Annotated in this window: 22 protein-coding genes and 1 rRNA gene; 11 read left to right on the forward strand and 12 right to left on the reverse strand. The window is 68.6% G+C overall.

Annotation, left to right across the window (positions count from 1 at the left end):
* Window positions 1-118: 118 nt before the first annotated feature.
* The 3 genes from ACFY1U_RS30770 to ACFY1U_RS30780 form a co-directional block, all read right to left on the reverse strand.
* Complete coding sequence (locus ACFY1U_RS30770; RefSeq protein WP_390697372.1) at window positions 119-1,126, reverse strand: NlpC/P60 family protein; 1,008 nt, start codon at window positions 1,124-1,126, stop codon at window positions 119-121.
* 193 nt (window positions 1,127-1,319) lie between these two features.
* Complete coding sequence (locus ACFY1U_RS30775) at window positions 1,320-2,093, reverse strand: trypsin-like peptidase domain-containing protein (RefSeq protein ID WP_390697373.1); 774 nt, start codon at window positions 2,091-2,093, stop codon at window positions 1,320-1,322.
* A 383-nt stretch (window positions 2,094-2,476) separates the two neighbouring features.
* Complete coding sequence (locus ACFY1U_RS30780) at window positions 2,477-2,962, reverse strand: MarR family winged helix-turn-helix transcriptional regulator (protein ID WP_390697374.1); 486 nt, start codon at window positions 2,960-2,962, stop codon at window positions 2,477-2,479.
* A 115-nt stretch (window positions 2,963-3,077) separates the two neighbouring features.
* On the opposite strand from ACFY1U_RS30780, the gene ACFY1U_RS30785 reads away from it, so the two are divergent.
* Entirely contained in the window at window positions 3,078-3,683 is a 606-nt protein-coding gene (locus ACFY1U_RS30785) for an NADPH-dependent FMN reductase (RefSeq protein ID WP_390697375.1), read from the forward strand.
* Between the two features lie 3 nt (window positions 3,684-3,686).
* Here ACFY1U_RS30785 and ACFY1U_RS30790 read toward each other — a convergent pair whose 3' ends face one another.
* Complete coding sequence (locus ACFY1U_RS30790; protein WP_390697376.1) at window positions 3,687-4,265, reverse strand: hypothetical protein; 579 nt, start codon at window positions 4,263-4,265, stop codon at window positions 3,687-3,689.
* A 396-nt stretch (window positions 4,266-4,661) separates the two neighbouring features.
* Here ACFY1U_RS30790 and ACFY1U_RS30795 point away from each other — a divergent pair, with 396 nt between their 5' ends.
* The 3 genes from ACFY1U_RS30795 to ACFY1U_RS30805 all read left to right on the forward strand — a co-directional run bounded on the left by ACFY1U_RS30795 (window position 4,662) and on the right by ACFY1U_RS30805 (window position 8,051).
* The gene (locus ACFY1U_RS30795) at window positions 4,662-6,035 is read left to right on the forward strand and encodes a peptidase S8 (protein WP_390697377.1); all 1,374 of its coding nucleotides are present in this window, start codon (window positions 4,662-4,664) and stop codon (window positions 6,033-6,035) included.
* A 218-nt stretch (window positions 6,036-6,253) separates the two neighbouring features.
* Window positions 6,254-6,538, forward strand: coding sequence for a hypothetical protein (locus ACFY1U_RS30800; RefSeq protein ID WP_390697378.1), 285 nt, complete (start codon window positions 6,254-6,256; stop codon window positions 6,536-6,538).
* Window positions 6,539-6,737: 199 nt separating this feature from the next.
* Window positions 6,738-8,051, forward strand: coding sequence for a peptidase S8 (locus ACFY1U_RS30805; protein ID WP_390697379.1), 1,314 nt, complete (start codon window positions 6,738-6,740; stop codon window positions 8,049-8,051).
* A gap of 190 nt (window positions 8,052-8,241) precedes the next feature.
* Here the strand turns inward: ACFY1U_RS30805 and ACFY1U_RS30810 are convergent, their stop codons facing one another.
* The 4 genes from ACFY1U_RS30810 to ACFY1U_RS30825 all read right to left on the reverse strand — a co-directional run bounded on the left by ACFY1U_RS30810 (window position 8,242) and on the right by ACFY1U_RS30825 (window position 9,897).
* The gene (locus tag ACFY1U_RS30810; protein WP_390697380.1) at window positions 8,242-8,562 is read right to left on the reverse strand and encodes a hypothetical protein; all 321 of its coding nucleotides are present in this window, start codon (window positions 8,560-8,562) and stop codon (window positions 8,242-8,244) included.
* Window positions 8,559-8,840, reverse strand: coding sequence for a DUF6247 family protein (locus ACFY1U_RS30815; protein WP_390697381.1), 282 nt, complete (start codon window positions 8,838-8,840; stop codon window positions 8,559-8,561). The genes ACFY1U_RS30810 and ACFY1U_RS30815 overlap by 4 nt, the downstream gene beginning before the upstream one ends.
* Window positions 8,841-9,292: 452 nt before the next feature.
* Entirely contained in the window at window positions 9,293-9,565 is a 273-nt protein-coding gene (locus ACFY1U_RS30820) for a hypothetical protein (RefSeq protein WP_390697382.1), read from the reverse strand.
* Entirely contained in the window at window positions 9,562-9,897 is a 336-nt protein-coding gene (locus ACFY1U_RS30825) for a hypothetical protein (protein ID WP_390697383.1), read from the reverse strand. Before ACFY1U_RS30825 ends, ACFY1U_RS30820 begins: the two co-directional genes overlap by 4 nt.
* Window positions 9,898-10,047: 150 nt before the next feature.
* Here ACFY1U_RS30825 and ACFY1U_RS30830 point away from each other — a divergent pair, with 150 nt between their 5' ends.
* On the forward strand, window positions 10,048-10,302 hold the full coding sequence (locus ACFY1U_RS30830; protein ID WP_390697384.1) for a GntR family transcriptional regulator: 255 nt from the start codon (window positions 10,048-10,050) through the stop codon (window positions 10,300-10,302).
* A 129-nt stretch (window positions 10,303-10,431) separates the two neighbouring features.
* On the opposite strand, the gene ACFY1U_RS30835 is transcribed toward ACFY1U_RS30830, so the two are convergent.
* Window positions 10,432-11,013, reverse strand: a complete 582-nt coding sequence (locus tag ACFY1U_RS30835) for a contact-dependent growth inhibition system immunity protein (protein ID WP_390697385.1) — start codon at window positions 11,011-11,013, stop codon at window positions 10,432-10,434.
* Window positions 11,014-11,110: 97 nt separating this feature from the next.
* Window positions 11,111-13,237, reverse strand: coding sequence for an RNase A-like domain-containing protein (locus ACFY1U_RS30840; protein WP_390697386.1), 2,127 nt, complete (start codon window positions 13,235-13,237; stop codon window positions 11,111-11,113).
* Between the two features lie 498 nt (window positions 13,238-13,735).
* Here ACFY1U_RS30840 and ACFY1U_RS30845 point away from each other — a divergent pair, with 498 nt between their 5' ends.
* From ACFY1U_RS30845 to ACFY1U_RS30870, 6 genes are all read left to right on the forward strand, one after another.
* Window positions 13,736-14,044 (forward strand): hypothetical protein, encoded by a 309-nt coding sequence (locus ACFY1U_RS30845; protein ID WP_355155411.1) that lies wholly within the window; start codon window positions 13,736-13,738, stop codon window positions 14,042-14,044.
* Between the two features lie 186 nt (window positions 14,045-14,230).
* Window positions 14,231-15,061 (forward strand): hypothetical protein, encoded by an 831-nt coding sequence (locus tag ACFY1U_RS30850; RefSeq protein ID WP_390697387.1) that lies wholly within the window; start codon window positions 14,231-14,233, stop codon window positions 15,059-15,061.
* Complete coding sequence (locus ACFY1U_RS30855) at window positions 15,051-16,394, forward strand: hypothetical protein (RefSeq protein WP_390697388.1); 1,344 nt, start codon at window positions 15,051-15,053, stop codon at window positions 16,392-16,394. Before ACFY1U_RS30850 ends, ACFY1U_RS30855 begins: the two co-directional genes overlap by 11 nt.
* Entirely contained in the window at window positions 16,391-17,950 is a 1,560-nt protein-coding gene (locus tag ACFY1U_RS30860; protein WP_390697389.1) for an SCO6880 family protein, read from the forward strand. Before ACFY1U_RS30855 ends, ACFY1U_RS30860 begins: the two co-directional genes overlap by 4 nt.
* Window positions 17,951-17,963: 13 nt before the next feature.
* On the forward strand, window positions 17,964-19,391 hold the full coding sequence (locus tag ACFY1U_RS30865; protein WP_390697390.1) for an ATP-binding protein: 1,428 nt from the start codon (window positions 17,964-17,966) through the stop codon (window positions 19,389-19,391).
* Window positions 19,392-19,409: 18 nt separating this feature from the next.
* Complete coding sequence (locus ACFY1U_RS30870; RefSeq protein ID WP_390697410.1) at window positions 19,410-20,918, forward strand: TraM recognition domain-containing protein; 1,509 nt, start codon at window positions 19,410-19,412, stop codon at window positions 20,916-20,918.
* Window positions 20,919-20,921: 3 nt separating this feature from the next.
* On the opposite strand, the gene ACFY1U_RS30875 is transcribed toward ACFY1U_RS30870, so the two are convergent.
* Together ACFY1U_RS30875 and rrf are read right to left on the reverse strand one after the other, a co-directional pair.
* The gene (locus ACFY1U_RS30875; RefSeq protein ID WP_390697391.1) at window positions 20,922-21,476 is read right to left on the reverse strand and encodes a GNAT family N-acetyltransferase; all 555 of its coding nucleotides are present in this window, start codon (window positions 21,474-21,476) and stop codon (window positions 20,922-20,924) included.
* A 71-nt stretch (window positions 21,477-21,547) separates the two neighbouring features.
* Window positions 21,548-21,629 (reverse strand): 5S ribosomal RNA (gene rrf, locus ACFY1U_RS30880); the annotation flags it as partial.

Consider the following 21,629-nt stretch of genomic DNA (forward strand, 5'->3'; position numbering starts at 1 on the left):
TACGAGAACAGGAACGCACGGTCCCAGTTACTACGTTCCACACTCCACCGAATGATCACGCAGACGTTATCGAAGAGAGACTCATCTCTGCAGCTCAGGGGGTGGGTTCACGCTCGGTTCACACCGTGGTGGGCAGTGCTTTCGCGCCATCTTCGGTGACTCGCGTGGCTCCGAAGTACTCGGAGGTGTCGATGGGGTCGAACCGGATCACCGCGCCCGTCCTCGGCGCGTCGATCATGTACCCGCCACCGACATAGATCCCCACATGGTGGATGGCCCGGGAGTCGGTGGGGTCCGTGGAGAAGAACACGAGGTCGCCGGGCAGAAGCTCGTCCCGCTTGGGGTGCGGCCCGGCGTTGTACTGGTCGTTGGCGACCCGCGGCAGCGTGATCCCGACACTCTCGTACGCGGCCTTGGTCAGCCCCGAGCAGTCAAAACGCCCGTTGTCCGCGGCGGTCCCGTCGCCGCCCCACAGATAGGGCGTGCCGAGTTTCTTCTGCGCGTAGTAGATGGCCCCGGCGGCCTGCTTGCTGGGATCCACCCGGCTGACCGGCGCGGCGAAGCTCTCCTCGAGCGTGGTGATCGTCTTGACGTAGTTCTGGGTCTCCTTGTACGGCGGCACGCCCCCGTACTTGATGACCGCGTAGGCACCCGCGTTGTACGAGGCGAGCATGTTTTCGGTCAGGTTCCCCGGTACGTCCTTGACGTACGAGGCGAGCTGACAGTCGTAGGAGGCGGCGGACGGAATGGCATCCGCCGGATCCCAGACGTTTTTGACGCCGTCTCCGTTGCCGTCGACGCCGTGGGTGGCCCAGGTGCCCGGGATGAACTGCGCTATCCCCTCCGCGGCCGCGGCGCTCTTCGCATTCGGGTTGAACCCGCTCTCCTGGTAGAGCTGGGCGGCGAGCAGCGCGGGGTTGAGGGCGGGGCAGAGGTTGCCCCACTTCTGCACGATGGCCGAGTACGCGGCGGGCACGGCCCCCTTGGCCAGGGCCTTGGTACCGCCGCCCACCCCGTTGATCAGGTTCCCGGCGACGACGTACACCCCGACGACGAGCAGCATGACGAAGGACAGGGCAGAGCCGACGGCAACGCCGGCAACGATCCACGCCTTACGCACCGTCAACCGCCCCTCACCGCCCGGGAGTCCGAAGCCCAGGTCAGTCTAGGGCCGCGTCCAATGTTCGGGGAGATCAAAGCGCCCTATAGGGGCGCGAGGAACTGCGCGACCAGCCACGACGACGCTGCAGACGCCCGACGGCACATCCCAGCCCCGCGACGAAGCCGCAAATCGGCGCACCCAGCGGAGCGCTAACGCATCAGTTGGTCGCATCCCGATACAACTCGGCCGCCTCCGCCCCGAACACCACGCTGTACGAGATGTCGTCCGTGCTCCCGCCCTTCTCGTGCCCGCCCAGGATCCCGACGACCGCCTTGTCCCCGTTGACCCAAGGACTGCCGCTGGTCCCTCCGGAGAGGCCGGGGCAGTCGATCCGCTGCTGGGTGCGGCTGTGCGAGGTCGGTCTGTTGGTGCAGCTGACGGGCACTTCACGGGCGTTGGGATACCCGGTGATGGTGACGGCGGTGGCCCCGGTCGCCATGCCGGCCACGAAGGGGTTGCCGCCGACGGCGTCCTCGACGCTCTTCCCGTCCTTGTTCTCGACGACGGCGAAGGCGACGTCACTGTCCTCGTGCTGCCCCTTGGCCCACCCGTCGGGCAGGAACACCTTCCGCACCGTCCACGTCCCGTAGGGCGCCTGCCCGCCCCGGTAGCCCGGCACGAAGATCAGGTCCCCGTCCTTGCTCCCGCCCAGGCAGTGGGCGGCCGTGACGATGAGATTGCGGTGCGGGCTGTACACGACGGAGGCGGTGCAGAAGTGCCCGCCGGCGAGCGAGGATCTCCGGTCGGCGTCGAAGAGGGCCCCGACTTTCCTGGACTGCGCGTTGTCCGCCGCGACGACGGTCACCCCGAGGGGCCCCGGCCCGTCGTCCGCATTGGCGAGGGAAGCGGAGGTGAGCGCCGGCACGAGGAGCACGATGGCCGCGCACAGGGGACTGGTGACACGCCTGCTGATGCGTGGGATGCGCTTCATCGGCGCCCACTGTGACCCACGAAGGTGAGAAAAAGGTCCGGCGTTCACTTGGATCTCTCCGTGAACGATCCTCCCTGCGGCTGCGGCTCGCGCGGGCAGGCGCCGTACACGGCACCCGGGTTCCGGGGTCGCAGACGGGGCAGGGCGCCCGGCGACACGGACATGGCTCGCTGCCTCCGTCTCTCCTCCGCTTCGGCGTCGCTACCACCGTACGGTGCGACCACCGAGCCCGCCTCCGCGTCACGCTCCGTGCACGCCAGTGCAGGCTTCCCGCGCCGTGACTCCACCCTCGTCACAACATCCTCCCTTCACTCTCCGAACCCGCACCATCACATTAGGCCACCGGACTGACATCCGTCCGACACCACAGCCCTGGCGGGGTCCTACCGGGCGTCGTCGGCGGTCCCGCTGCCGCGCGGCTCGATGCGGTCGATCAGCTGCCCGCTCCAGGCCCGCAAAGCCGCAGCCTGCTGAGGTGCGAGCGTGTCGAGGAAGTAGTGGCGGATGTTTCCGGCATGCACGAGGACGGCGTTCTGCACGACACCGCGCCCCTTGTCGGTCAGCCCGACGCCGGTACGGCGGCCACCGGCGCCGTGCTCGGTCCGCTCCACGAAGCCGCGGTTCTCCATGCGCGTCAGCTGGTGCGAGACGCGGCTCTTCTCCCAGTCGAGCGACTCGGAGAGCTCGCCGACGCGCATCTCGCGGCCGGGGGCCTGCCACAGCGTCACCAGCACGCTGAACTCGGCCTTCGAGATGCCGCAGTCACGCTGCAGACCACGGTCGAGCTCCCGGGCGAGCAGGCGTTGCGCGCGCATCCAGGTGTCCCAGAGCTCCCACTCCTCGGGTTCCAGCGTCCGCGTCTGAGCCATGGCGGGCAGCATACCGAGCCAGGGTGTTGACGCGTCAACTCGCCTGTCCCTAGAGTTGACGCGTCAACTCACCTTTCTCCTGGAGTTGACGTATCAACTCTCCGGAAGGAACACCATGACACTCCGCATCGGCATCATTCTCTGCAGCACGCGCCCCGGACGCCGGGGCGAGCCGATCGCCTCCTGGGTGCTCGACACGGCGCGCGCCCACGGCGGCGCCGACTACGAGCTCATCGACCTCGCCCACCACCGCCTCGGCAACCTCGACGAGGGCGGAAATCCGACCCACCAGCAGTACGAGCACCCGCACACCCGCGCCTGGTCCGCACTGATCGACGGCTTCGACGGCTTCGTGTTCCTCGTCCCGGAGTACAACCACTCCTTCCCCGGCGCGCTCAAGAACGCGCTGGACTACGTCTATCGGGAGTGGAACGACAAGGCCGCCGGCATCATCAGCTACGGCGGATGGGCCGCGGGCGTTCGGGCCGCCGAGGCGCTGCGGCTCGTGCTCGCCGAGCTCCAGACGGCCACGGTCCGCACACAACCCGCCATCGCCCTGATACCTGCGTTCGCGACCGGCGCCTTCGTCCCGGCGGAGGGCCTCGCCGCCGCGGTCCGCGACATGCTCGACCAGGTCATCGCCTGGTCCGGCGCGCTGCGCGGCGTACGCGCGGCCAAGGCGGAGGCGCACGCGGACGCCCTGCCCACCGCAGCGCATTGATGCTCAGCCGGTCACACGGGCCTTGCCCCCGGCGGGAGTGACGGCGTACCACTGCCCGCCTTTCCCCTGACCGTTCAGCTGCCCGGCCCCCGTATCGCCCGCATAGCGGTACAACGGCCAGCCGCCCAGGGTGAGTTGCTTCCTGCCGTCACGGTGGACCGTGCCGAGAAGGCTCTTGTCGACGCCCACGGTCTGCACGGCGCCCGACACGATGACCGGAATCCATGTCTTCACGCATGCCCCGGCACACGTCCACCGGGACGGATTCGGCCGGTCCTTGTCGTAGCGGTAGAGGGTCGCCCCCGTCCCGTCGGTGACCACGCCGCCCCCGCCCTTCACGGCCTCGACCCGCACCGTGGTGGTCGAGGCCGTCTGCCCGCTCGCGGACGCCGCGCCGCCGGCCGGTGCCGAGGTCGCCGGTGCCGAGGCCGCCGGTGCCGAGGTCGCCGGAGCCGACGTGACCGGCGCGACACCGGCTGCGCTCGTACCGGAGGCGTCACCGTTCATGGAGCCGCACGCCGCCAGCAGGAAGGCGCAGACAAGGCCCGCGGCCGAAGCCAGGACGATGCGGTGCTGGATCACAGGGTTGCCCCTCTTCGGGGTCGCCGTCCACATGCCCACTACATACGTCGGGCACCTCCCGCCCTCTCAGCCTCCGAGGCCATATGGCGCAGACTTGACCCCCGTCCCGCCCGGACGGAGGCGGCAGGCGCCCGGGAAGTGACGCGCGTAAACCTGTCCCTCACCTGTCCAAATGCTGTGCGCGAAGTCAAGCCACCCCCAACCCCCGTCCATCGCGCCGCCATTGAGCAGCAATCCGCCAACCCCCTTCAGTAATGCGGAAGTCAGAATTCCGAAACTGGCTTGTTTGTCGCGTACTCAACAAGCGATGGTCTACGCGGGTCGCCGCCCCTGCCGAGAGCACCCGGCAGTCCCCCCACCGCAGGCCTCTGCCCACCACTCCCAGGAGGCTGTACGTTGCGTACGACCACCCCCAACTCCCCCCACACATCCGGCAGATGGCGCCGGATCGGCTCGGCCGCCGCGGCCACCGCGGCGCTGGTCCTCGCCGGTTTCGGCACCGCGGTCCAGGCGAACGCCGCCACCACGGCCACGACGGCCGCCCACAAGGTGAGCACCAAGGCGATCGCCGCGCAGGTCGCCAAGGCGCACGTGCAGTACACGAAGGCCTGTGCCGCGACCCCGAAGAAGGGTTACGCCGCCTGCAACGCCCTTCGCGTCACCGGCGGCACCACCGCCTTCATGGAGAAGCAGGCCGCACTCAAGGGCGTCGCCCCCAGGACCATCAAGCCGAACGCCGCCACCGACGCCCCGACCGGTTACGGCCCGTCGGACATCCAGTCGGCCTACGGCCTGACCGACGCCGCCTCCTCCAACGGCTCCGGCGAGACCGTCGCCATCGTCGACGCCTACGACGACCCGAACGCCGAGGCCGACCTGGCCACCTACCGCGACTACTACGGCCTGAGCGCCTGTACCACGGACAACGGCTGCTTCTCCAAGGTCAGCCAGACCGGCTCCACGACCTCCCTCCCCACCGCCGACAGCGGCTGGGCCGGTGAGATCTCCCTCGACCTCGACATGGTCAGCGCGACCTGCCCGAACTGCAACATCCTCCTCGTCGAGGCCAAGTCGGCGTCCGACGCCAACCTGGGCACCGCGGTGAACGAGGCCGTCAAGCTCGGCGCCAAGTTCGTCTCCAACAGCTACGGCGGCTCCGAGTCCTCCTCGGACACGACGTACGACTCCTCGTACTACAAGCACCCGGGCGTCGCCATCACCGCGAGCGCCGGCGACAGCGGCTACGGCGCCGAATACCCGGCCGCCTCCAAGTACGTCACGGCGGTCGGCGGCACCAAGCTCTCGACGTCCTCGGGCAGCCGCGGCTGGACCGAGAGCGTCTGGAACACCAGCAGCACGGAGGGCACCGGCTCCGGCTGCTCCTCGTACGACGCGAAGCCCTCCTGGCAGACCGACACCGGCTGCAGCAAGCGCATGATCGGTGACGTCTCCGCGGTCGCCGACCCCGCCACCGGCGTCTCCGTCTACGACACCTACGGCTCCGACGGCACCGGCTGGAACACCTACGGCGGCACCAGCGCCTCCTCCCCGCTCATCGCCTCGGTCTACGCCCTCGCCGGCACCCCGGGCAGCAGCGACTACCCGGCTCAGTACCCCTACAACGCGGCCGGCACCTCCGCCCTCAACGACGTGACCAGCGGCAGCAACGGCACCTGCTCCACCAGCTATTTCTGCACCGCGAAGTCGGGCTACGACGGCCCGACCGGCTGGGGCACCCCCGAGGGCCTGGGCGCCTTCACGGCGAGCTGACAGCGGTACGCAGCAGGACCACCCCGTCGGGTCACGGGGAGCCGCCGGACTGAGGGAGTACGTGGGGCCTCCTCGGCGGCGCGGAAAGGGAAACGGGTCACGGCAGCCGGCCGCGGCCCGTTTTCCCGTACGCCCCGGCGTTCGGGCGTGACAGCCCATCGGGCACCATCTCCGGAGAACGTCGACGTCCGATCCACGACGCCCCGGGGGAAAACCGCATGAAGCGCACGCTCGCAGTCCTGCTCACCGTCGCCGCACTCACCGCGCCACTGGCCGGGTGCAGCAGCTCGTCGAAGAACGTCACCGGCACCGTCGTCAGCAAGGACACGGACCACGAGTGCAAGACGAAGAAGAAGGGCTCGAAGCGGACCCGCAGCTGCCACACCGAGTACGAGCTGAAGGTCCGCACGAAGAGCGGCGACATGGAAGAGGTCGACGTCAGCTACAGCGCCTACAGCAACTGCGTCGAGGGTTCGCGCTACCCCAAGTGCACCACGCGCTAGCGGTGCAGCCACCGGCCCGGGCAACTCCCGTGAGTGGCCTGTGAGTTGATTAAAGTCTCAGACTGCGTTCGGTAAGCCGGAAGTCAGGATTCCGACCACCTCTTGTTGTTGCGTACTCAACAAGAGAGGGTCGGCAACGCACCCGCACTGCCCCTGTTCCACCCCCATCAGGACCACCGGAACATCAGGAGGCTGCACGATGCGTTCCACTCCCCCCGGCAGACCGACCGGCCGCCGCGGCTGGCGCCGTATCACCACCGCGGCGGCCGCCACGGCCACCCTCGTCCTCGCCGGCTTCGGCACCGCCGTACAGGCCGACGCGGCAGCGCACACCGCCTCCACCAAGGCGACCTGGACCGCGACCCCCTGCGCCACCCCGAAGCACAAGGGCGAACTGGCCTGCAACTCCTACCGCGTCACGGGCGGCCTCACCGCCTTCCAGAAGCAGCAGGCGGCAAGGACGGGCGTCACGCCCAAGGCCGCCGACGCCACCACCCCCTCCGGCTACGGCCCCACGGACCTCCAGTCCGCGTATGGCCTGACGTCCGCCGCCGCCTCGGGCGGCTCCGGCGAGACCATCGCCATCGTCGACGCGTACAACGACCCCAACGCGGAGTCCGACCTCGCCACGTACCGCTCGTACTACGGCCTGAGCGCCTGTACGACGGCCAACGGCTGCTTCAAGAAGGTCAGCCAGACCGGCTCGACGACCTCCCTGCCCTCCTCCGACTCGGGCTGGTCCGAGGAGATCTCCCTCGACCTCGACATGGCCTCCGCCATCTGCCCGAACTGCAACATCCTGCTCGTCGAGGCCAAGTCGGCCACCATGGCCAACCTGGGCACGGCGGTGAACCGCGCGGTCACCCTCGGCGCGAAGTACGTCTCCAACAGCTACGGCGGCTCGGAGTCCTCCTCCGACACCAGCTACGACTCCTCGTACTTCAACCACGCGGGCGTGGCCATCACCGTCTCTGCGGGCGACAGCGGCTACGGCGCCGAATACCCGGCGGCCTCGCGGTACGTGACCTCGGTCGGCGGCACCGCCCTCTCCAAGGCCACCTCCACCACCCGCGGCTGGACGGAAACCGTCTGGAACACATCGAGCACCGAGGGCACCGGCTCCGGCTGCTCCTCCTACGACACCAAGCCGACCTGGCAGACCGACACCGGCTGCGCCAAGCGCACGATCTCCGACGTCTCCGCCGTCGCCGACCCCGCCACCGGCGTCTCCGTCTACGACTCCTACGGCGTCACCGCCGGCTGGTACACCTTCGGCGGCACCAGCGCCTCCTCGCCGATCATCGCGGGCGTCTACGCCCTCGCAGGCACCCCCTCGTCCTCCTCCTACCCGGCCTCCTTCCCGTACGCGGCGGCCGGCACCTCGGCGCTGAACGACGTGACGAGCGGCAACAACGGCAGCTGCTCCACGACCTACCTGTGCACCGCCCGGTCGGGATACGACGGCCCGACCGGCTGGGGCACCCCGGAAGGGGTCTCCGCCTTCACGGGCTGACCGCCTCTCCGTCACGAGCGGGCCGCGGCCGCCAGCCGCGGCCCGCTCGTGACGGTGGACGATCAAGGCCGAACATCCAGCGGCCACTCACCCGAGCGACGTGGAGCGATGACCCGGTGCCGCGCGTCGCGGCCGTTGAAGGCGGCGAGCAGAACGCTGGTGTCGGCCACCGCAAGCGCAACGGGAACGGTCACGCAGCGCTCCCGCCTCGCAGGTATTCGTGCACACGGCTCGCGAGGTCCCGTGGCCCGTCGAAGAGGCCCCAGTCGTCGACCACGTCACCGACGGTCCCCTCGGGGATGACGAGCTTTCCCGCAGCGCTTTCGATAGCCAGGGCCTCGGGGGTTCGCCCGTCGAGTGCGGCGAGATCACGCAGAATGCCGGCCATCGCGGCCGACACCGTGACATGGGCCTGGACCGGCTGGGGAGCGTCGGACGGCACACTCGTATCGTTCACGATGCCCCAGACCTGCGGGGAGAGAGTGATGCGATCGTGCTGTTCATCGTTCACCGGCCGCGAGCCTCCGTGGCAGTACGGAGAGCGGCGGTGGCGGGCAGTCCGGGCCGGGTGCCGTCCTGGTGTTCGCGCAGCATCCTCTCGCCAGGGTCGGGGGTCTGGTAGAGGCGGATCCGCAGGCGCCAGCGCCGCAGGACTCCGCTGATCGTCTCTTCGGTGGCGGTACCGATCTCCCGGTAGAACTCCATTCGCTGCGCAGGCGGAAGCGCGGCGGCAACGTCGTCCGGAGTGCGAGGGGGCTCGGGAAAGGGGTCGACGGGCTGTGCGCTCATGTGCCTGCTCCTTGGAATGGGCGTACATGTGAGGCTACGGACGCTCATGGGCCGGGTGCGAGCCTTTCGTGGTCGAGGAGGGGTGTTCTGGGGCACGAACAACGCGATCACAGTAGGTACGGCGATATAGCTGACCAGGGACAATGCCTCCAGCTCACCCGATCAGGCGAGGCCGGAACGATCCATAGCCGCCGCCCGGCTCGAATCACCCCCCTTCGCATACCGACCCGCCGGTCGGCGGCCACGCGCCACGCATCCGTTACAGCGCCCGGGAGCGGGCCGGGTTCCATCGGGCGTGTACGGAGGGCATACGGGCTGCTGGTGTGCCCGGTGAGCATCCCCACCGCTGAGCGACTGTGAGCGGAGAGGACGGCAACGGCGGGTGCCCAGGACGAACCCTGGACACCCACGGCACTACGCATGCCTTACGGCAAGGTGCCGCCGCTGCATCATCACTCCCTGTCTGCCACACCACCGTCCGCCGCCACCATGCCGACGCATTCGTCGAGCGCCGCATGCAACGGCGATACGAAAGCGGCGAGTTCGGCGTCCGACGCCTCCCCAGCCTCCAGCACGGCACCGACGACCGCCACCAGGACGGCGGCAACCTCCAGAGCATGCGCGTCGGCCAGCGCTTCGAGGACACCTCCGGGGCGCGCAACCACGAAGGCCTCCTTGCCGGTGGCCGGGTCGACTCCGAGGCTGCGAGGGCGCCACACGCTCATACGGCGACCTCCCACGGGAAGTGATCCCGGCCCAGGCAGTCCTGGCCCAGGGTGGCGAGGACCGCCGCCCGACGCCGCTCTCGCTGACGGCGCCACCGCTCACGATCGTCACGCTCGCGTTCCCATACGACGACGTACGGCCGGACCAGGGCCTGACCGTCGACGGCGATGATGTCCGCCGCATACCCCCTCGGCCGACGCGCGGGCGCGGGACGGTACGCAGGAAGGGCGGGGAGGGGTGGACAGGAGGTGATGGGCGATGCCGTGTCAGCACGGTGCACTCCGCGGGCAGGCAGAAAGAGGCTCAGGATCGCGGCCAGTAGGCTGCGCATAGGTCGACTCCTGTTCAGTCGGCTCAGGCCTCGGCGAGGAAGTAGCCGCTTCCTGCCGGGGCCGTTCTCTGTTCCAGACCCAGCTTACCCTTAGATAACCGTGGATAACCACGGATGCACGGAAACCCGCGGTCACCCACGCTGAGACCTATGGTTCTTGATCGCACGCGACCGCTATGGCGCCAGATCGCAGCGGAGATCATCCGGCGTATCACAGACGGCACATATCCGCCGGGAAGCCGCGTGCCGTCCACCCTGGAAATCGCCCAGGAGTTCGGCGTGGTGAACGCGACTGCAGCGAAGGCCATGCGGCATGTGCGAGAACAGGGCTGGACACGAGGTGAGGTCGGGCTGGGGACCTTCGTGGCGGACCCTCTGCCCTCCTCCCCCGAATCCCCCGCCTAGCCACTCACGACGGCACACACTCCGGCGTAGCCTTAGCTCGCACCTCTCTGATTATTACGCTCCTTACGCTCCACCAAGCGTGAGGCCCCGAACCTCCGGCCCTGGTCAAATGCGCTCTCTGCTGGGCCCCTACGCCGTGGCCGTCATCCGGTGTCGCATACTCTCAAGCCACTGCCGCAGGTTCGTTCCTTTCGGTGGAAGGAGTTCGAGGCCGAGCGCATCGGTTGCCTGCTCCAGTTCCTCGTCGGACCGGACGATCGCCAGGAGTTCGGTGATTTCGTTGACGGAATTCCTGACGTCATCACCGTCCATCTCGTTGCGGTAGTCATCGACGGCTTCCTGCCAGGAATCATAAAAGTCCGGGAAATCTTGATTTAGGTACGCGCCCAGCAGCTGACCCAGGGCAGGGAACCGCTCTTTCCACTCCCAGGAGTTCTGCGGATTTTCCTGCGACACCTGAGAGGGGTCCTGGAGGACTCGGCTGATGTGACTCCTTGAAATACGGAGACAGTCCTCCACGCTCATTCCCATGGGTGGACGGATCTCAGGCAACCACGCGATCTCATCGGCGATCTCCTCCGAGAACAGCCCGATGGTGAGTATCTCGTCGAGCTGCTGGACGGCCACAACACCACGCGCAGGGTCGCGGGCCACGATCCTCAGGTAGGAAGCCAGGCCGGGGCCGGGTGCTTCGGCGGTGTCGGAGAACACGAAACCACTGTTCCCATACGCCTCCAGGAGTTCACTGACTTCATAGAAGCGCTGTCCCTGCGGTAGGGGGGCATTCATACATGGCTCCAAGAGTCGATCAGGGCTGAGGGTAAGAGGTCAGGACACGGTACCCAAAGGGAGAAGAGGCATCACCCTTGAGGACAACGCGGACCTTGTTGACCCAGGTTGTCGGTTCCCCATGAGTGAAGTTGTAGCGCGTCAGATGCAAGCCCGTCGGTTCGCTGAACTCCGCATCCAGTTCCAGCTTTCCCCGCGCTCCCCCGGCCAGCCAATCCGAGATCTTCCGCTGATTACGGGGAACAGCCAGTGTTTGGTCTGTGAAGTACTGTGCTGCATCTTCGTCGACGTAGCGGGAATCCGCCTTGAGGTCCGGTTTCTCCCGCAGCCGCGTGCGCATCCCATCAATGGTCTTGTCGACATGCCTTTCGATCGTATGGGCCTTGCTCTTACCACCGAGGTTCTTGCCCTCGTCACCGCGGACGTCGGCACGGTGCTGGGGCTTGGTGCGCCCCTTGCGTTTGCTCCTGGGCCACGCGTTGTAGTCCCCACCTGATCCGTTCGATGCGCCCAGCCCCATGAGAACGATTCCGGCCGTGCCCAGCAAGCCGGCGTTGAGGGCAGCTTCGGCGGTGAGGGCGCCAACCACTCCGCCTCCGGCGAGCGCAAGTCCTCCGGGAGGGAACAGTGCGAGCAGGGAGAGCAGGAGGAGGGCGAAGCCGAGGTAGACGAGGAAGGTGTTCAGCGCGTCGAGCAGGTGGAAGGTGTGGATCGTCCTGCCGTCGGGGCCCGCGTCCCCGAGCCCGCGCCACAACAGGAGTGTCCCGGTGGTGGCCGCCCCCAGTGCGGTGCCGAGGCGGAAGCGGTGGACCGCCAGCAGTTCACCCATGGGCTGCGCCGACGCCGCCCGCCAGGTGCGAAGCAGGGTGGTGAGCTGGTAGGCGATCCAGGCCAGCGCGGCGATGCCGAAGCCCATGAGGATCTCCGGTCCCGAACCGGTGCTGAAGAACTTCTGCAGCCCGGCGGTCGAGGTGAACGAGCCGACGCCCAGGAACAGCAACGAGGGGAGGACGAGGACGCACGGGATCAGCAGCAGCCATCGTCGACCACCACCGCGGTAGGCCCGGGCTGCCTTCAGCACGGCACGGATGTCCAGCGTCCGCCATGCCTGTTGGTTGTCGGAGGCGTCCACCCGGGCGGTGATCCCGGCGACCATTCGACGGAGTTCCTCGGTGTCGTCGGACGGTGCCGACGCGATGGCGTAGAACAGGAATCGCCGCAGACCGACGTAACGTAGGACGATCCGCAGGCTCCAGGGCAGGCGCCAGGTCGCGTAGCGCAGCAGAGCTCCCACGCTGTCGCCGTCGGCGCGTTCGGAGGCGAGCAGTACGCCCGGCACCGTGCGCTTGCCGCGGTGGATATGGCGCAGGTCGACGACCATGGCGACGGCCAGGCACACGAGGGGCGCCGCCCACGCCTTGGCATCCAGGGACTCCAGCCAGTCCGCGGCCCTGCTCGTGGGCTTCTGGACCGCGTAGTTGTTCACCGTGTGGTACGTGGCAGCTGCCACGACCGGGAGCGCCGACAACAGACGCACCCAACCCCGTGCGCGCCACAGCAGTCCCACCCCCAGACCGGCCATGGCCGTGAACACCAGGTGGGAGAAGGTCTCCGTGACCGCGGGGCCTCCCAGATCCAGCTGGCTGAACGGGGCCGGCAGCCAGGCCACAAACACCTGCTTCAGGCCCGGCACATAGGGCGGGGACAAACTGTCCGGGACGATCCAGCCCCCGCCGCGGGGTATCGCCCGGTTCGCGTCCAGGCCGTACCGCAGTACCGCCTCCAGCAGCCCGAACCCGGCCCCCAGCGCCGCACCCAGCACCACGAAGTCCGTCAGCCCCCACTGGCGGCGGACCTTCGAGCTCAGCCCGGCCAGCAGCAGCGGGGAGAGCTTGAGCAGTTCCTCCACCCAGGGAGCCACCGTGTAGCCGGTGGTGTTCACCACCGCCACCAGCGACCGCCCCGACTGATCCGCGTAGAGGCGGGTGTAAGCGAGCTCCACCAGCGCCGTCGCCACGCCGCACCCGTACACGCCCACAGCGAACGCCGACAACACGGTCGACAAGCGCACCGAACGCGCCGGCCAGGAAACCGTGAACAGTTGCAGCACACCCCAGACGGCCGCGACCGCCATCACCAAAGTCACACCAGGCCCCCGACCCACCGGAACGACAAGCGATTCGCGATAGTGAACGTGATGCTACGCGTTCGACCGCCTGCGCAACAAGGGAGTTAAGAGTCTGGGGCACATCGTCACTAGATGCTGCAAATGCGCCTCACGGGCCGACCGGCTGACTCTCCGTCACCGAGCAGGCCGAGACGACCAGCCGCGGCCCGCTCGTCGTGCGCGGGATACCCTTCACCCGGAGAACATCGGCTCGAGGGCTCATCCCGACAAACCGTCAGAAACGGGTCGGGGCGCGAGAAGGGTCAACGACGGAGCCACACAAAGGTTCCGCCCAGGCCTCATTGCCCGGCGTGACCTGCCGTGATACACAGAGTGACCAAACGAGTTATTCGTACGATTCCCGCCCGTCGATGGCGCCAAGTCGACATACGACAGCGACATCGTCGGCGAGAATGAGGCCTGACCTCTGCGCACCGCAGGGGGATGCGGAACTACCCAACAGGGGCGGTGACTTACATGTTCTTCGCAGCCGACAAGGGCGACATCAACACCATCATCGGCGGAATCGCTCCGGACTGGGGCCCCTTCGGCAGCCTGGGCAACGAGGCCAAGGTGATGATCGAGGTCGTGATGGCGGTGGCCATCCTGCTCTGCCTCGGCATCGCCGTCTGGGGCGCGGCGAAGCAACGCATCGGGGCGACGGCCCTGCGCGACACCTTCAGCGCGGAACAGGGCAAGGGCCTCATCATCGCAGGCCTGACCGGGGTGTTCATCATCGGATCATTGGGCACGCTGTTCACCATCGTGTACGGCATGGCTGTATAGCCGACCCCCCTCGCGTCCCGCTCCACCGCGTCCGCTCCGGGCAGGCCCGGTCCCTCCACCCCACCTATCCGTCGTGCCCACCGGCTGAGGTTGCGTTTCCCTGATGTCGAGTCACCACACCGCGCCCGCGCGGGAACCAGCACGGCTACCGTCGTATGTCTACGAGCTGGAGAGGGCGTACACGGCATGAGTCTCGGAGACGAGCACGAGGCCTCCGGCGGTTACGGCGGCACGGGCCAGACCCGGACCCGGCTGCCCGACGGGGGCGGCGACGTGTACGGCGGCGCCCGCCGCGGCGGCCGCTCGTCGTCCCGGAGCCTGATCACGGTGGTGGGCGTGGTGGTCCTACTGATCGCCGCGATCGCCTTCGCGAACCGTGGAGGGGGCGATTCCTCTTCGGACAGCGGGAGCGGGGCCAAGCCTGAGGCCGGGTCCACGGCTGCCAGCGGGACGAAGCCGGTACGAACGACGGCGGCCGGCATCCCAACGGGCTTCGCGCACGACCAGCAGGGGGCGCAGAGCGCGGCGGTGAACTATGCGGTGGCGCTGGGATCCACCGGTATGTTCAATGCGGCCAGTCGGCACACCATCGTCAACGCCATCTACACGTCCACCGCAGCCGCGAAGCTCCAGGGCTCCATGGACTCTGCGTACTCGGCGGACTTCCTCGGCAAGCTGGGCCTCGACGCGAACGGCAATGCGCCGCAGGGCAGCACCTTCGTCTCGCGCACCATTCCCGTGGGCACCACCGCCACTCAGTACAGCGACAGCAGCGCCACGGTGGCGGTCTGGTACATGGGCCTCATCGGCATGTCGAGCCAGACCTCGACCGACCCCGTGAGCTCCACCTGGAAGACCTGGACGTTCGACCTGCAATGGGTCAACGGCGACTGGAAGATCACCTCGGACACGCAAAAGGACGGCCCCGCACCGGTACCCGGTGACGACAAGGCCGCCAGCTCCGACGAGATCAGCAAGGCCATCGAGGAGTACGGAGGGTTCACTTATGCCCGGTAGCCCGCGTCGCGTACTCAAGCTCACCGGCTTGGTGGCCGTCGTACAGACGGCTGCCGTCCTGCTGGCCACCCGCGCTTTCGCAGCACCCTCGCCCACACCTACGCCGTCGAAGAGCAACGACCCCTGCGACCTTCTGATCGGCCCCGCCAAGCAGTACTGCACACGCGGCAACGGCGACAAAGGCACCGGCGGCGCCACAACCCTCGACCCCACCTCCACCCTCGACCCCCTCTCCTCCCTCGCCAAGGGCTGCGCCAAGGCCGCCTCCTGGACCATCGGCAAGCTCAGCGACGCCGTAAAAGAAACCGCGAACGTCGACTTCACCAACCAGAAGTTCCTTCAGCAGTACGCAGTCGTCTTCGCGGCCTCCACGATCCTCACCCTCCTCCTCTGGCTGCTGGCCGTCGCCAAGCGCGCCGTCCGAGGTGTCCCCCTCACGACGGCGATCTCGGAAGCCATCGGCTTCCTCTGGCTGACGGTCCTCGCCTCGGCGTTCACACCCCTGATCCTCTACACCGTCGTCTCGGCGACCGACGGCGTGACCGACGTCCTCGCCAAGGCCACCGGCGACCAGACGGACACCTTCTTCGGCACGTTCTCCGGCGCCCTCGACAAGGGCGAGAACATCGGCGGCGGCCCCATCATGCTGATCGTCGTGTCCCTGGTCAGCATCCTCGCCGCGGGAGTGCTCTGGCTGGAGCTCGTCATCCGCGCCGCCCTCCTCTACGTCGGCGCCCTCCTCGGCACCGTCGTCTACGCGGGCCTCGTCGACAAGAACCTGTGGGGCCACGTCCGCCGCTGGGCCGGCATCATGATCGCGGTCATCCTCGTCAAGCCGATCATCGTGATCGTGCTCGGCCTCGCCGGCGCGCTGTCCTCCGCGAACGGCCCGGACTCGTTCTCCGCCGTCGTCTCCGGCCTCGCGATCATCCTGCTCGCCATCTTCGCCAGCGCGATGATCTACAGATTCGTCCCCGGCTTCGGCGACGAGATCGCCAGCGGCCGCAACAACCGCATCATGGCCGGCGCCGAGGGCAAGGCCGCCGCGGTCATCAGCTCCCCGGCCACCATGGTCGCGCAGGGCATCAAGACGCACAGCGCCCGCGCCAACGACAACGGGGGCGGCGGCCAGTCGTCCTCGAACGGCGGCCCCCGCCCGGCCAACCCGGCCTCCGGGGGAGTCGCCGCCCACAGCACCCGCCCCTCGAACGGAGGCGGCGGCTCCGTCCCCACCGCCGCACCCGCACCCCGTTCGTCGAGCCCGGTGAACACCCCGCACGCCAGCAACACCCGCAACAGCAGTACCAACCGCACGGGAGGTGAAGGGCGTTGACGACCGAGTCCCACCTGTCCCATCCGGTCACGCCCCGCCGTACATATCTCATCGGCCGCGCCCGGCCGAACGCGATCGTCGGCCGGAACCGCGAGTCCGGCGAGATCGCGCTGATCATCGCGGGCGCGTTCCTCGGCATGATGTGCGGGCTCCTGGTCCCCGTCCTCTCCCTGCGCATCGTGCTGCTGACGGGCTTCCCGCTGATCGCCCTGATGGCGGTCTACGTGCCGTACAAGCACCGCACGTTCTACAAGTGGTTCGAGATCAACCGCAGCTACAAGCGCACCCTGAAGCAGGGCACCGTCTACCGCAGCGGTGTCATCGAGGCCGGTACGCGCCTGGACGGACGCGAGGTCGAGGTCGGCCCGCCCCCCGGGATCGGCCGCATCACCTGGCTGGCCGCCCCCTTCGGCCCCGACGAGATCGCCGTGCTCCTGCACGCCGACCGCCGCACCGTCACCGCCGCCATCGAGATCGAGGGCCCCGGCGTCGGCCTGCGCGACTCGGAGGACCAGGAAGCCCTCGTCGACCGCTTCGGCACGCTCCTCAAGCACGTCGCCAACGGGGACGGCTTCGTCACCCGCCTCCAGATGCTCGCCCGCACCCTCCCCGCCGACCCGGACGCCCACGCCAAGGACGTCGCCATCCGCGGGGACGAGAAGTCGCTGGGCTGGCTGCAGCAGTCGTACGACCAACTGCAGTCGATGGTGTCGACGAGCAGCGAGCAGCACCGCGCCTACCTCGTCGCCTGCATGCACTTCACCCGCGAGCTCGCGGCCGAGGCACACGCGATGGCCCGCGCCGCCCGCCCCCAGAACGGTCGCAAGGTGGACCGGGACGCCGGTCTCGCGGTCGTCATGGCCCGCGAGCTCACCGACATCTGCTCGCGCCTACAGGAGGCCGACATCCGCGTCCGGCAGCCGCTGGGCCAGGGCCGTCTCGCCTCCCTCATCCACTCCATGTACGACCCGGACCACCCGATCGACCACATCCAGGCGATGACCAAGCGCAACGCCTGGCCGGCCGAACTGGACGCCATGGAGCCGACGTACCTCCAGGCCAAGACCCGGGAGTCCTCCACCCGCGCGCCCTGGTGCCACGCCACCGCCTGGGTGAAGGAGTGGCCGATGACCCCGGTCGGCGTGAACTTCCTGGCGCCGCTCCTCGTCCACACCCCGGACGTCATCCGAACGGTCGCCGTCACGATGGATCTCGAACCCACCGAGGTAGCCATCGAACGCATGCTGACCGAGAAGACCAACGACGAGGCCGAGGCCTCCCGGGCCGCCAAGATGAACCGCACGGTCGACCCCCGCGACGTCGCCGCCCACAACCGCCTCGACCAGCGCGGGGAGGACCTGGCGAGCGGCGCGGCAGGCGTGAACCTGGTCGGCTACATCACCGTCTCCTCCCGCTCCCCCGAGGCCCTCGCCCGCGACAAGCGGACCATCCGCGCCTCGGCCGGAAAGTCGTACCTGAAGCTGGAGTGGTGCGACCGGGAACACCATCGCGCCTTCGTGAACACGCTCCCGTTCGCCACCGGCATCCGAAGGTAGGGGCTGAGCTCTGATGCGGGATCCGCTGTCCGTCCTGACCGACGCCTTCACGTCCTTCCTCTTCGGGAAGGTCGAGACGACCCGCCTGCCCGTACGCACCTCCACGGGCCAGGCCCAGGCGGTCTACCTGCCGACCGCCGCGCCGGGCCTCGGCGACTCTGGCGTGATCATCGGCCGCGAGGTCTACTCCGGCAAGGGCTACATCTACGACCCCTTCCAGCTGTACGGCCAGCAGCTCCCGGCCCCCCACTGGCTGGTCCTCGGCGAGTCCGGCAACGGCAAGTCGGCCCTAGAGAAGACCTACGTCCTACGGCAGCTGCGCTTCCGCGACCGCCAGGTCGTCGTCCTCGACGCCCAGGGCGAGGACGGCGTCGGCGAGTGGAACCTGATCGCCGAGGAGCTGGGGATAACCCCCATCCGCCTGGACCCGGCGGCGGCCCTGGACCACGGAATCCGCCTCAACCCCCTCGACCCGGCGATCACGACGACCGGCCAGCTCGCCCTGCTCCGGACGATCATCGAGGTCGCCATGGGCCACGGCCTGGACGAACGCTCCGGCTTCGCCCTCAAGGTCGCCCACGCCTACGTCAACGAGACGATCGTCGAACGCCAGCCGGTCCTCACCGACATCGTCGAGCAGCTACGGCACCCCGAACCCGAGTCGGCCGAGGCCATGAACGTCGCCATAGAGGACGTACGGGCCTGGGGCCTGGACGTGGCGCTGGTCCTGGACCGACTGGTCGACGGTGACCTCCGCGGCATGTTCGACGGCCCGACCACGGTCGGCATCGACCTCGACGCACCCCTCATCGTGTTCGATTTGTCCCACATCGACCGCAACTCCATCGCCATGCCGATCCTGATGGCGATCGTCGGCGTATGGCTGGAACACACCTGGATCCGCCCCGACCGGAAGAAGCGCATCTTCCTGGTCGAGGAGGCCTGGCACATCATCAACAGCCCCTTCGTGGCCCAGCTGTTCCAGCGGCTGCTGAAGTTCGGCCGCCGGCTCGGTCTCTCCTTCGTGGCGGTGGTCCACCACCTGTCGGACGTCGTCGACGGCGCGGCGGCAAAGGAAGCCGCGGCCATCCTCAAGATGGCGTCGACGAGGACGATCTACGCCCAGAAGGCCGACGAGGCGCGGGCGACAGGCCGCGTCCTGGGCCTCCCCCGCTGGGCGGTGGAGATCATCCCCACCCTCACCCCGGGCATCGCCGTCTGGGACGTCAACGGCAATGTCCAGGTCGTCAAACACCTGGTCACCGAGACGGAGCGCCCCCTCGTCTTCACCGACCGCGCCATGACGGAGTCCTCCGCCGAGCGCGACCTGAAGGACGACGCCCTGCGCGCCGCCGAGCTGGAGGCGGAGGAGCGCGCGGCGGCCTTCGTGGAACAGCACCTGAGCGACTTCGAGGGGCCGTCCGAGTCGACGGTGGCGTAGCAGGGGAGGCGGGACGTGGTGAGACCGGACGACCGGCGCAGAGACCCCCGGGACGGGCAGGGCGGCATCCCGGACGGGCTCCTGCTCGGCATACTCGCCTTCCTCCTCGGGATGACCCTGCTGGTGTGGACGGCCACCGGCCTCGCCGGTCTGTTCGCCAAGGGCAGCTGGCCGGACGGCGTCACCTTCATCCGCACCCCCCTCGCCATGCGCCACCTCATCGGCCGGCCGCACGACATCCCGGGCGCCTGGCCCGAGACCCCCGACACCCAGCTCTCCGGCTACGGCCTGTTCTGGGGCCTGTTCATCGGCCAGTTGATGGTGCTGTTCGTACTGACCGTGTTCGCGATGGGCACGTTCGCGCGCTGGCGCGCAGGCCGCCTGAAGCGACGCACGGAACAACCGACGCCACTCCAGCGCCCCGCACCCGAACCGGCACCGACGCACTACGAGGTCCCGACCCCGAGGACGGCACCCCCCGAACCCCAGCCGACGGAACACCTCCAGGAACCGGCACCCACCCCCGAGCCCTCCCCCTCCCTGTTCGCCGATGCCCGGACGACAGTGGGCGGGATGGCCGGACTGAGCGAAATGGCCGGCAGTCGGGAAAAACTCGTCGTAGCCCCCAGAGAAAGCCGCCGGGCAACCGCGACCCAGGCCGTACGCGACGCGGAAGGCCCGGCCCTCGTCATCACCTCGAACCCGGCGATCTGGTCGGACACCAAGGACGCCCGGTCAAAACTGGGCCCCGTCCTCCTCTACGACCCCGCCCACCTCTGCGACACCCCGGCCCGCCTGCACTGGTCCCCCACCACGGGCTGCGAGGACAAACAGACGGCCACGGCCAGAGCCGCCGCCCTCCTCGCCCCGATCCGCCCCACGGCCAAACTCGACCAGGCCCTGGCAGCAACAGCCGAAACGCTCCTGCGCAGCTATGTGCACGCCGCCGCCATCGACGGCCGCACCATCCGCCACGTCCACCGCTGGTCCCAGGGCGCCCAGGTCCAGGACGCGGTCCGCATCCTCCGTACGAATCCCAAGGCGGCCCCCGGCTCCGCGGGCGAACTCGAGGCCGCCCTCACGGCACACCCGGATCGCCGGGACATGGCCCAGGAGCTGACCAGCCGAGCCCTCTCCTCGCTCTTCACGGTCAACATCCGCGAGGCCTGCACTCCAAACCGAACAGATGCCCTCACCTTGGATTCCTTCGTCCATGAAGGGGGCACGCTTTATGTAGTGGGGGAATCCATCGAGGACCCCAGATCCAACCCGGGCGCGATGCCCCTTCTGACGGCCCTCGTCTCAAGCGTGGTCGAGCGTGGCCGGCGCATGGCCGAACGGTCATCCTCCGGTCGCCTCGACCCACCACTCACGCTCGTCCTCGACGACGTCGCAGCGGTGGCTCCGCTTCCCCAGCTCCCGGAGCTACTGGCCACAGGAGCGGACCGGGGCCTGCCGACCCTGGCCCTGCTCCGCTCCCGCGAACAGGGCCGCGCCCGCTGGCCGCACGACGAACTGCCGGTATAGCCCTCAGCCGACCTCGTCGGGCACCAGGGCGAACTCCAGCTCGGACTCCCCCGCGCACTCCTTCAACGGCACGGTCACACCGGTCGGCGCGAACCCGACCTTCCGATAAAACCGCTGAGCCCGCCCGTTGTCCTCATGCACGATGAGCCGCACCCTCTCGGCGCCCTGCGCCCAGGCCCACTCCAGGCCGGCATCGAAGAGCACCTCGGTGAGTCCGATCCCCCGGCACTCCGGCCGCACGAACACGCCTACGACATGCCCCTGCTTCTGCTCCACCGGAAACCCGGCCCAGTCGGTCGACCCGGCCTCCTCGACCAGTACGACCAATGTCCCGACCCACTCTCCATCGGGCCCCTCGGCAATGATCTGCTGTGCCCCGGACGCTCCCTCGGCGGCGCCGGCGGCACGCTCCTGCCAGAAAGAATCCGGGTACGCGACCGCTTGCTCGTAGGTTTCCAGGAAGGCGATACGCGCTACGGGATCCTGCAGCGAGGCAAGTCGCAGCGCCTTGGCCCGGGGCCACTCGTCTGCGCGTATGGAACGGACCTTGTAGTTCATGCAGGCCACGGTAGCCGAAACGCAGAAAACCCCCGTACCGAATAAACGGTACGGGGGATTCCTCAACAATTGTTCGGCGGCGTCCTACTCTCCCACAGGGTCCCCCCTGCAGTACCATCGGCGCTGTAAGGCTTAGCTTCCGGGTTCGGAATG

This window comes from Streptomyces sp. NPDC001351, assembly GCF_042896045.1.
GTDB lineage: Bacteria > Actinomycetota > Actinomycetes > Streptomycetales > Streptomycetaceae > Streptomyces.

What these genes read in the sequence shown, in the direction of transcription:
- ACFY1U_RS30775 (WP_390697373.1), bottom strand. Translation starts at nt 2,093, where the DNA reads ATGAAGCGCATCCCACGCATCAGCAGGCGTGTCACCAGTCCCCTGTGC.
- ACFY1U_RS30780 (WP_390697374.1), bottom strand. Translation starts at nt 2,962, where the DNA reads ATGGCTCAGACGCGGACGCTGGAACCCGAGGAGTGGGAGCTCTGGGAC.
- ACFY1U_RS30785 (WP_390697375.1), top strand. Translation starts at nt 3,078, where the DNA reads ATGACACTCCGCATCGGCATCATTCTCTGCAGCACGCGCCCCGGACGC.
- ACFY1U_RS30800 (WP_390697378.1), top strand. Translation starts at nt 6,254, where the DNA reads ATGAAGCGCACGCTCGCAGTCCTGCTCACCGTCGCCGCACTCACCGCG.
- ACFY1U_RS30805 (WP_390697379.1), top strand. Translation starts at nt 6,738, where the DNA reads ATGCGTTCCACTCCCCCCGGCAGACCGACCGGCCGCCGCGGCTGGCGC.
- ACFY1U_RS30815 (WP_390697381.1), bottom strand. Translation starts at nt 8,840, where the DNA reads ATGAGCGCACAGCCCGTCGACCCCTTTCCCGAGCCCCCTCGCACTCCG.
- ACFY1U_RS30820 (WP_390697382.1), bottom strand. Translation starts at nt 9,565, where the DNA reads ATGAGCGTGTGGCGCCCTCGCAGCCTCGGAGTCGACCCGGCCACCGGC.
- ACFY1U_RS30825 (WP_390697383.1), bottom strand. Translation starts at nt 9,897, where the DNA reads ATGCGCAGCCTACTGGCCGCGATCCTGAGCCTCTTTCTGCCTGCCCGC.
- ACFY1U_RS30830 (WP_390697384.1), top strand. Translation starts at nt 10,048, where the DNA reads ATGGTTCTTGATCGCACGCGACCGCTATGGCGCCAGATCGCAGCGGAG.
- ACFY1U_RS30845 (WP_355155411.1), top strand. Translation starts at nt 13,736, where the DNA reads ATGTTCTTCGCAGCCGACAAGGGCGACATCAACACCATCATCGGCGGA.
- ACFY1U_RS30850 (WP_390697387.1), top strand. Translation starts at nt 14,231, where the DNA reads ATGAGTCTCGGAGACGAGCACGAGGCCTCCGGCGGTTACGGCGGCACG.
- ACFY1U_RS30855 (WP_390697388.1), top strand. Translation starts at nt 15,051, where the DNA reads ATGCCCGGTAGCCCGCGTCGCGTACTCAAGCTCACCGGCTTGGTGGCC.
- ACFY1U_RS30865 (WP_390697390.1), top strand. Translation starts at nt 17,964, where the DNA reads ATGCGGGATCCGCTGTCCGTCCTGACCGACGCCTTCACGTCCTTCCTC.
- ACFY1U_RS30875 (WP_390697391.1), bottom strand. Translation starts at nt 21,476, where the DNA reads ATGAACTACAAGGTCCGTTCCATACGCGCAGACGAGTGGCCCCGGGCC.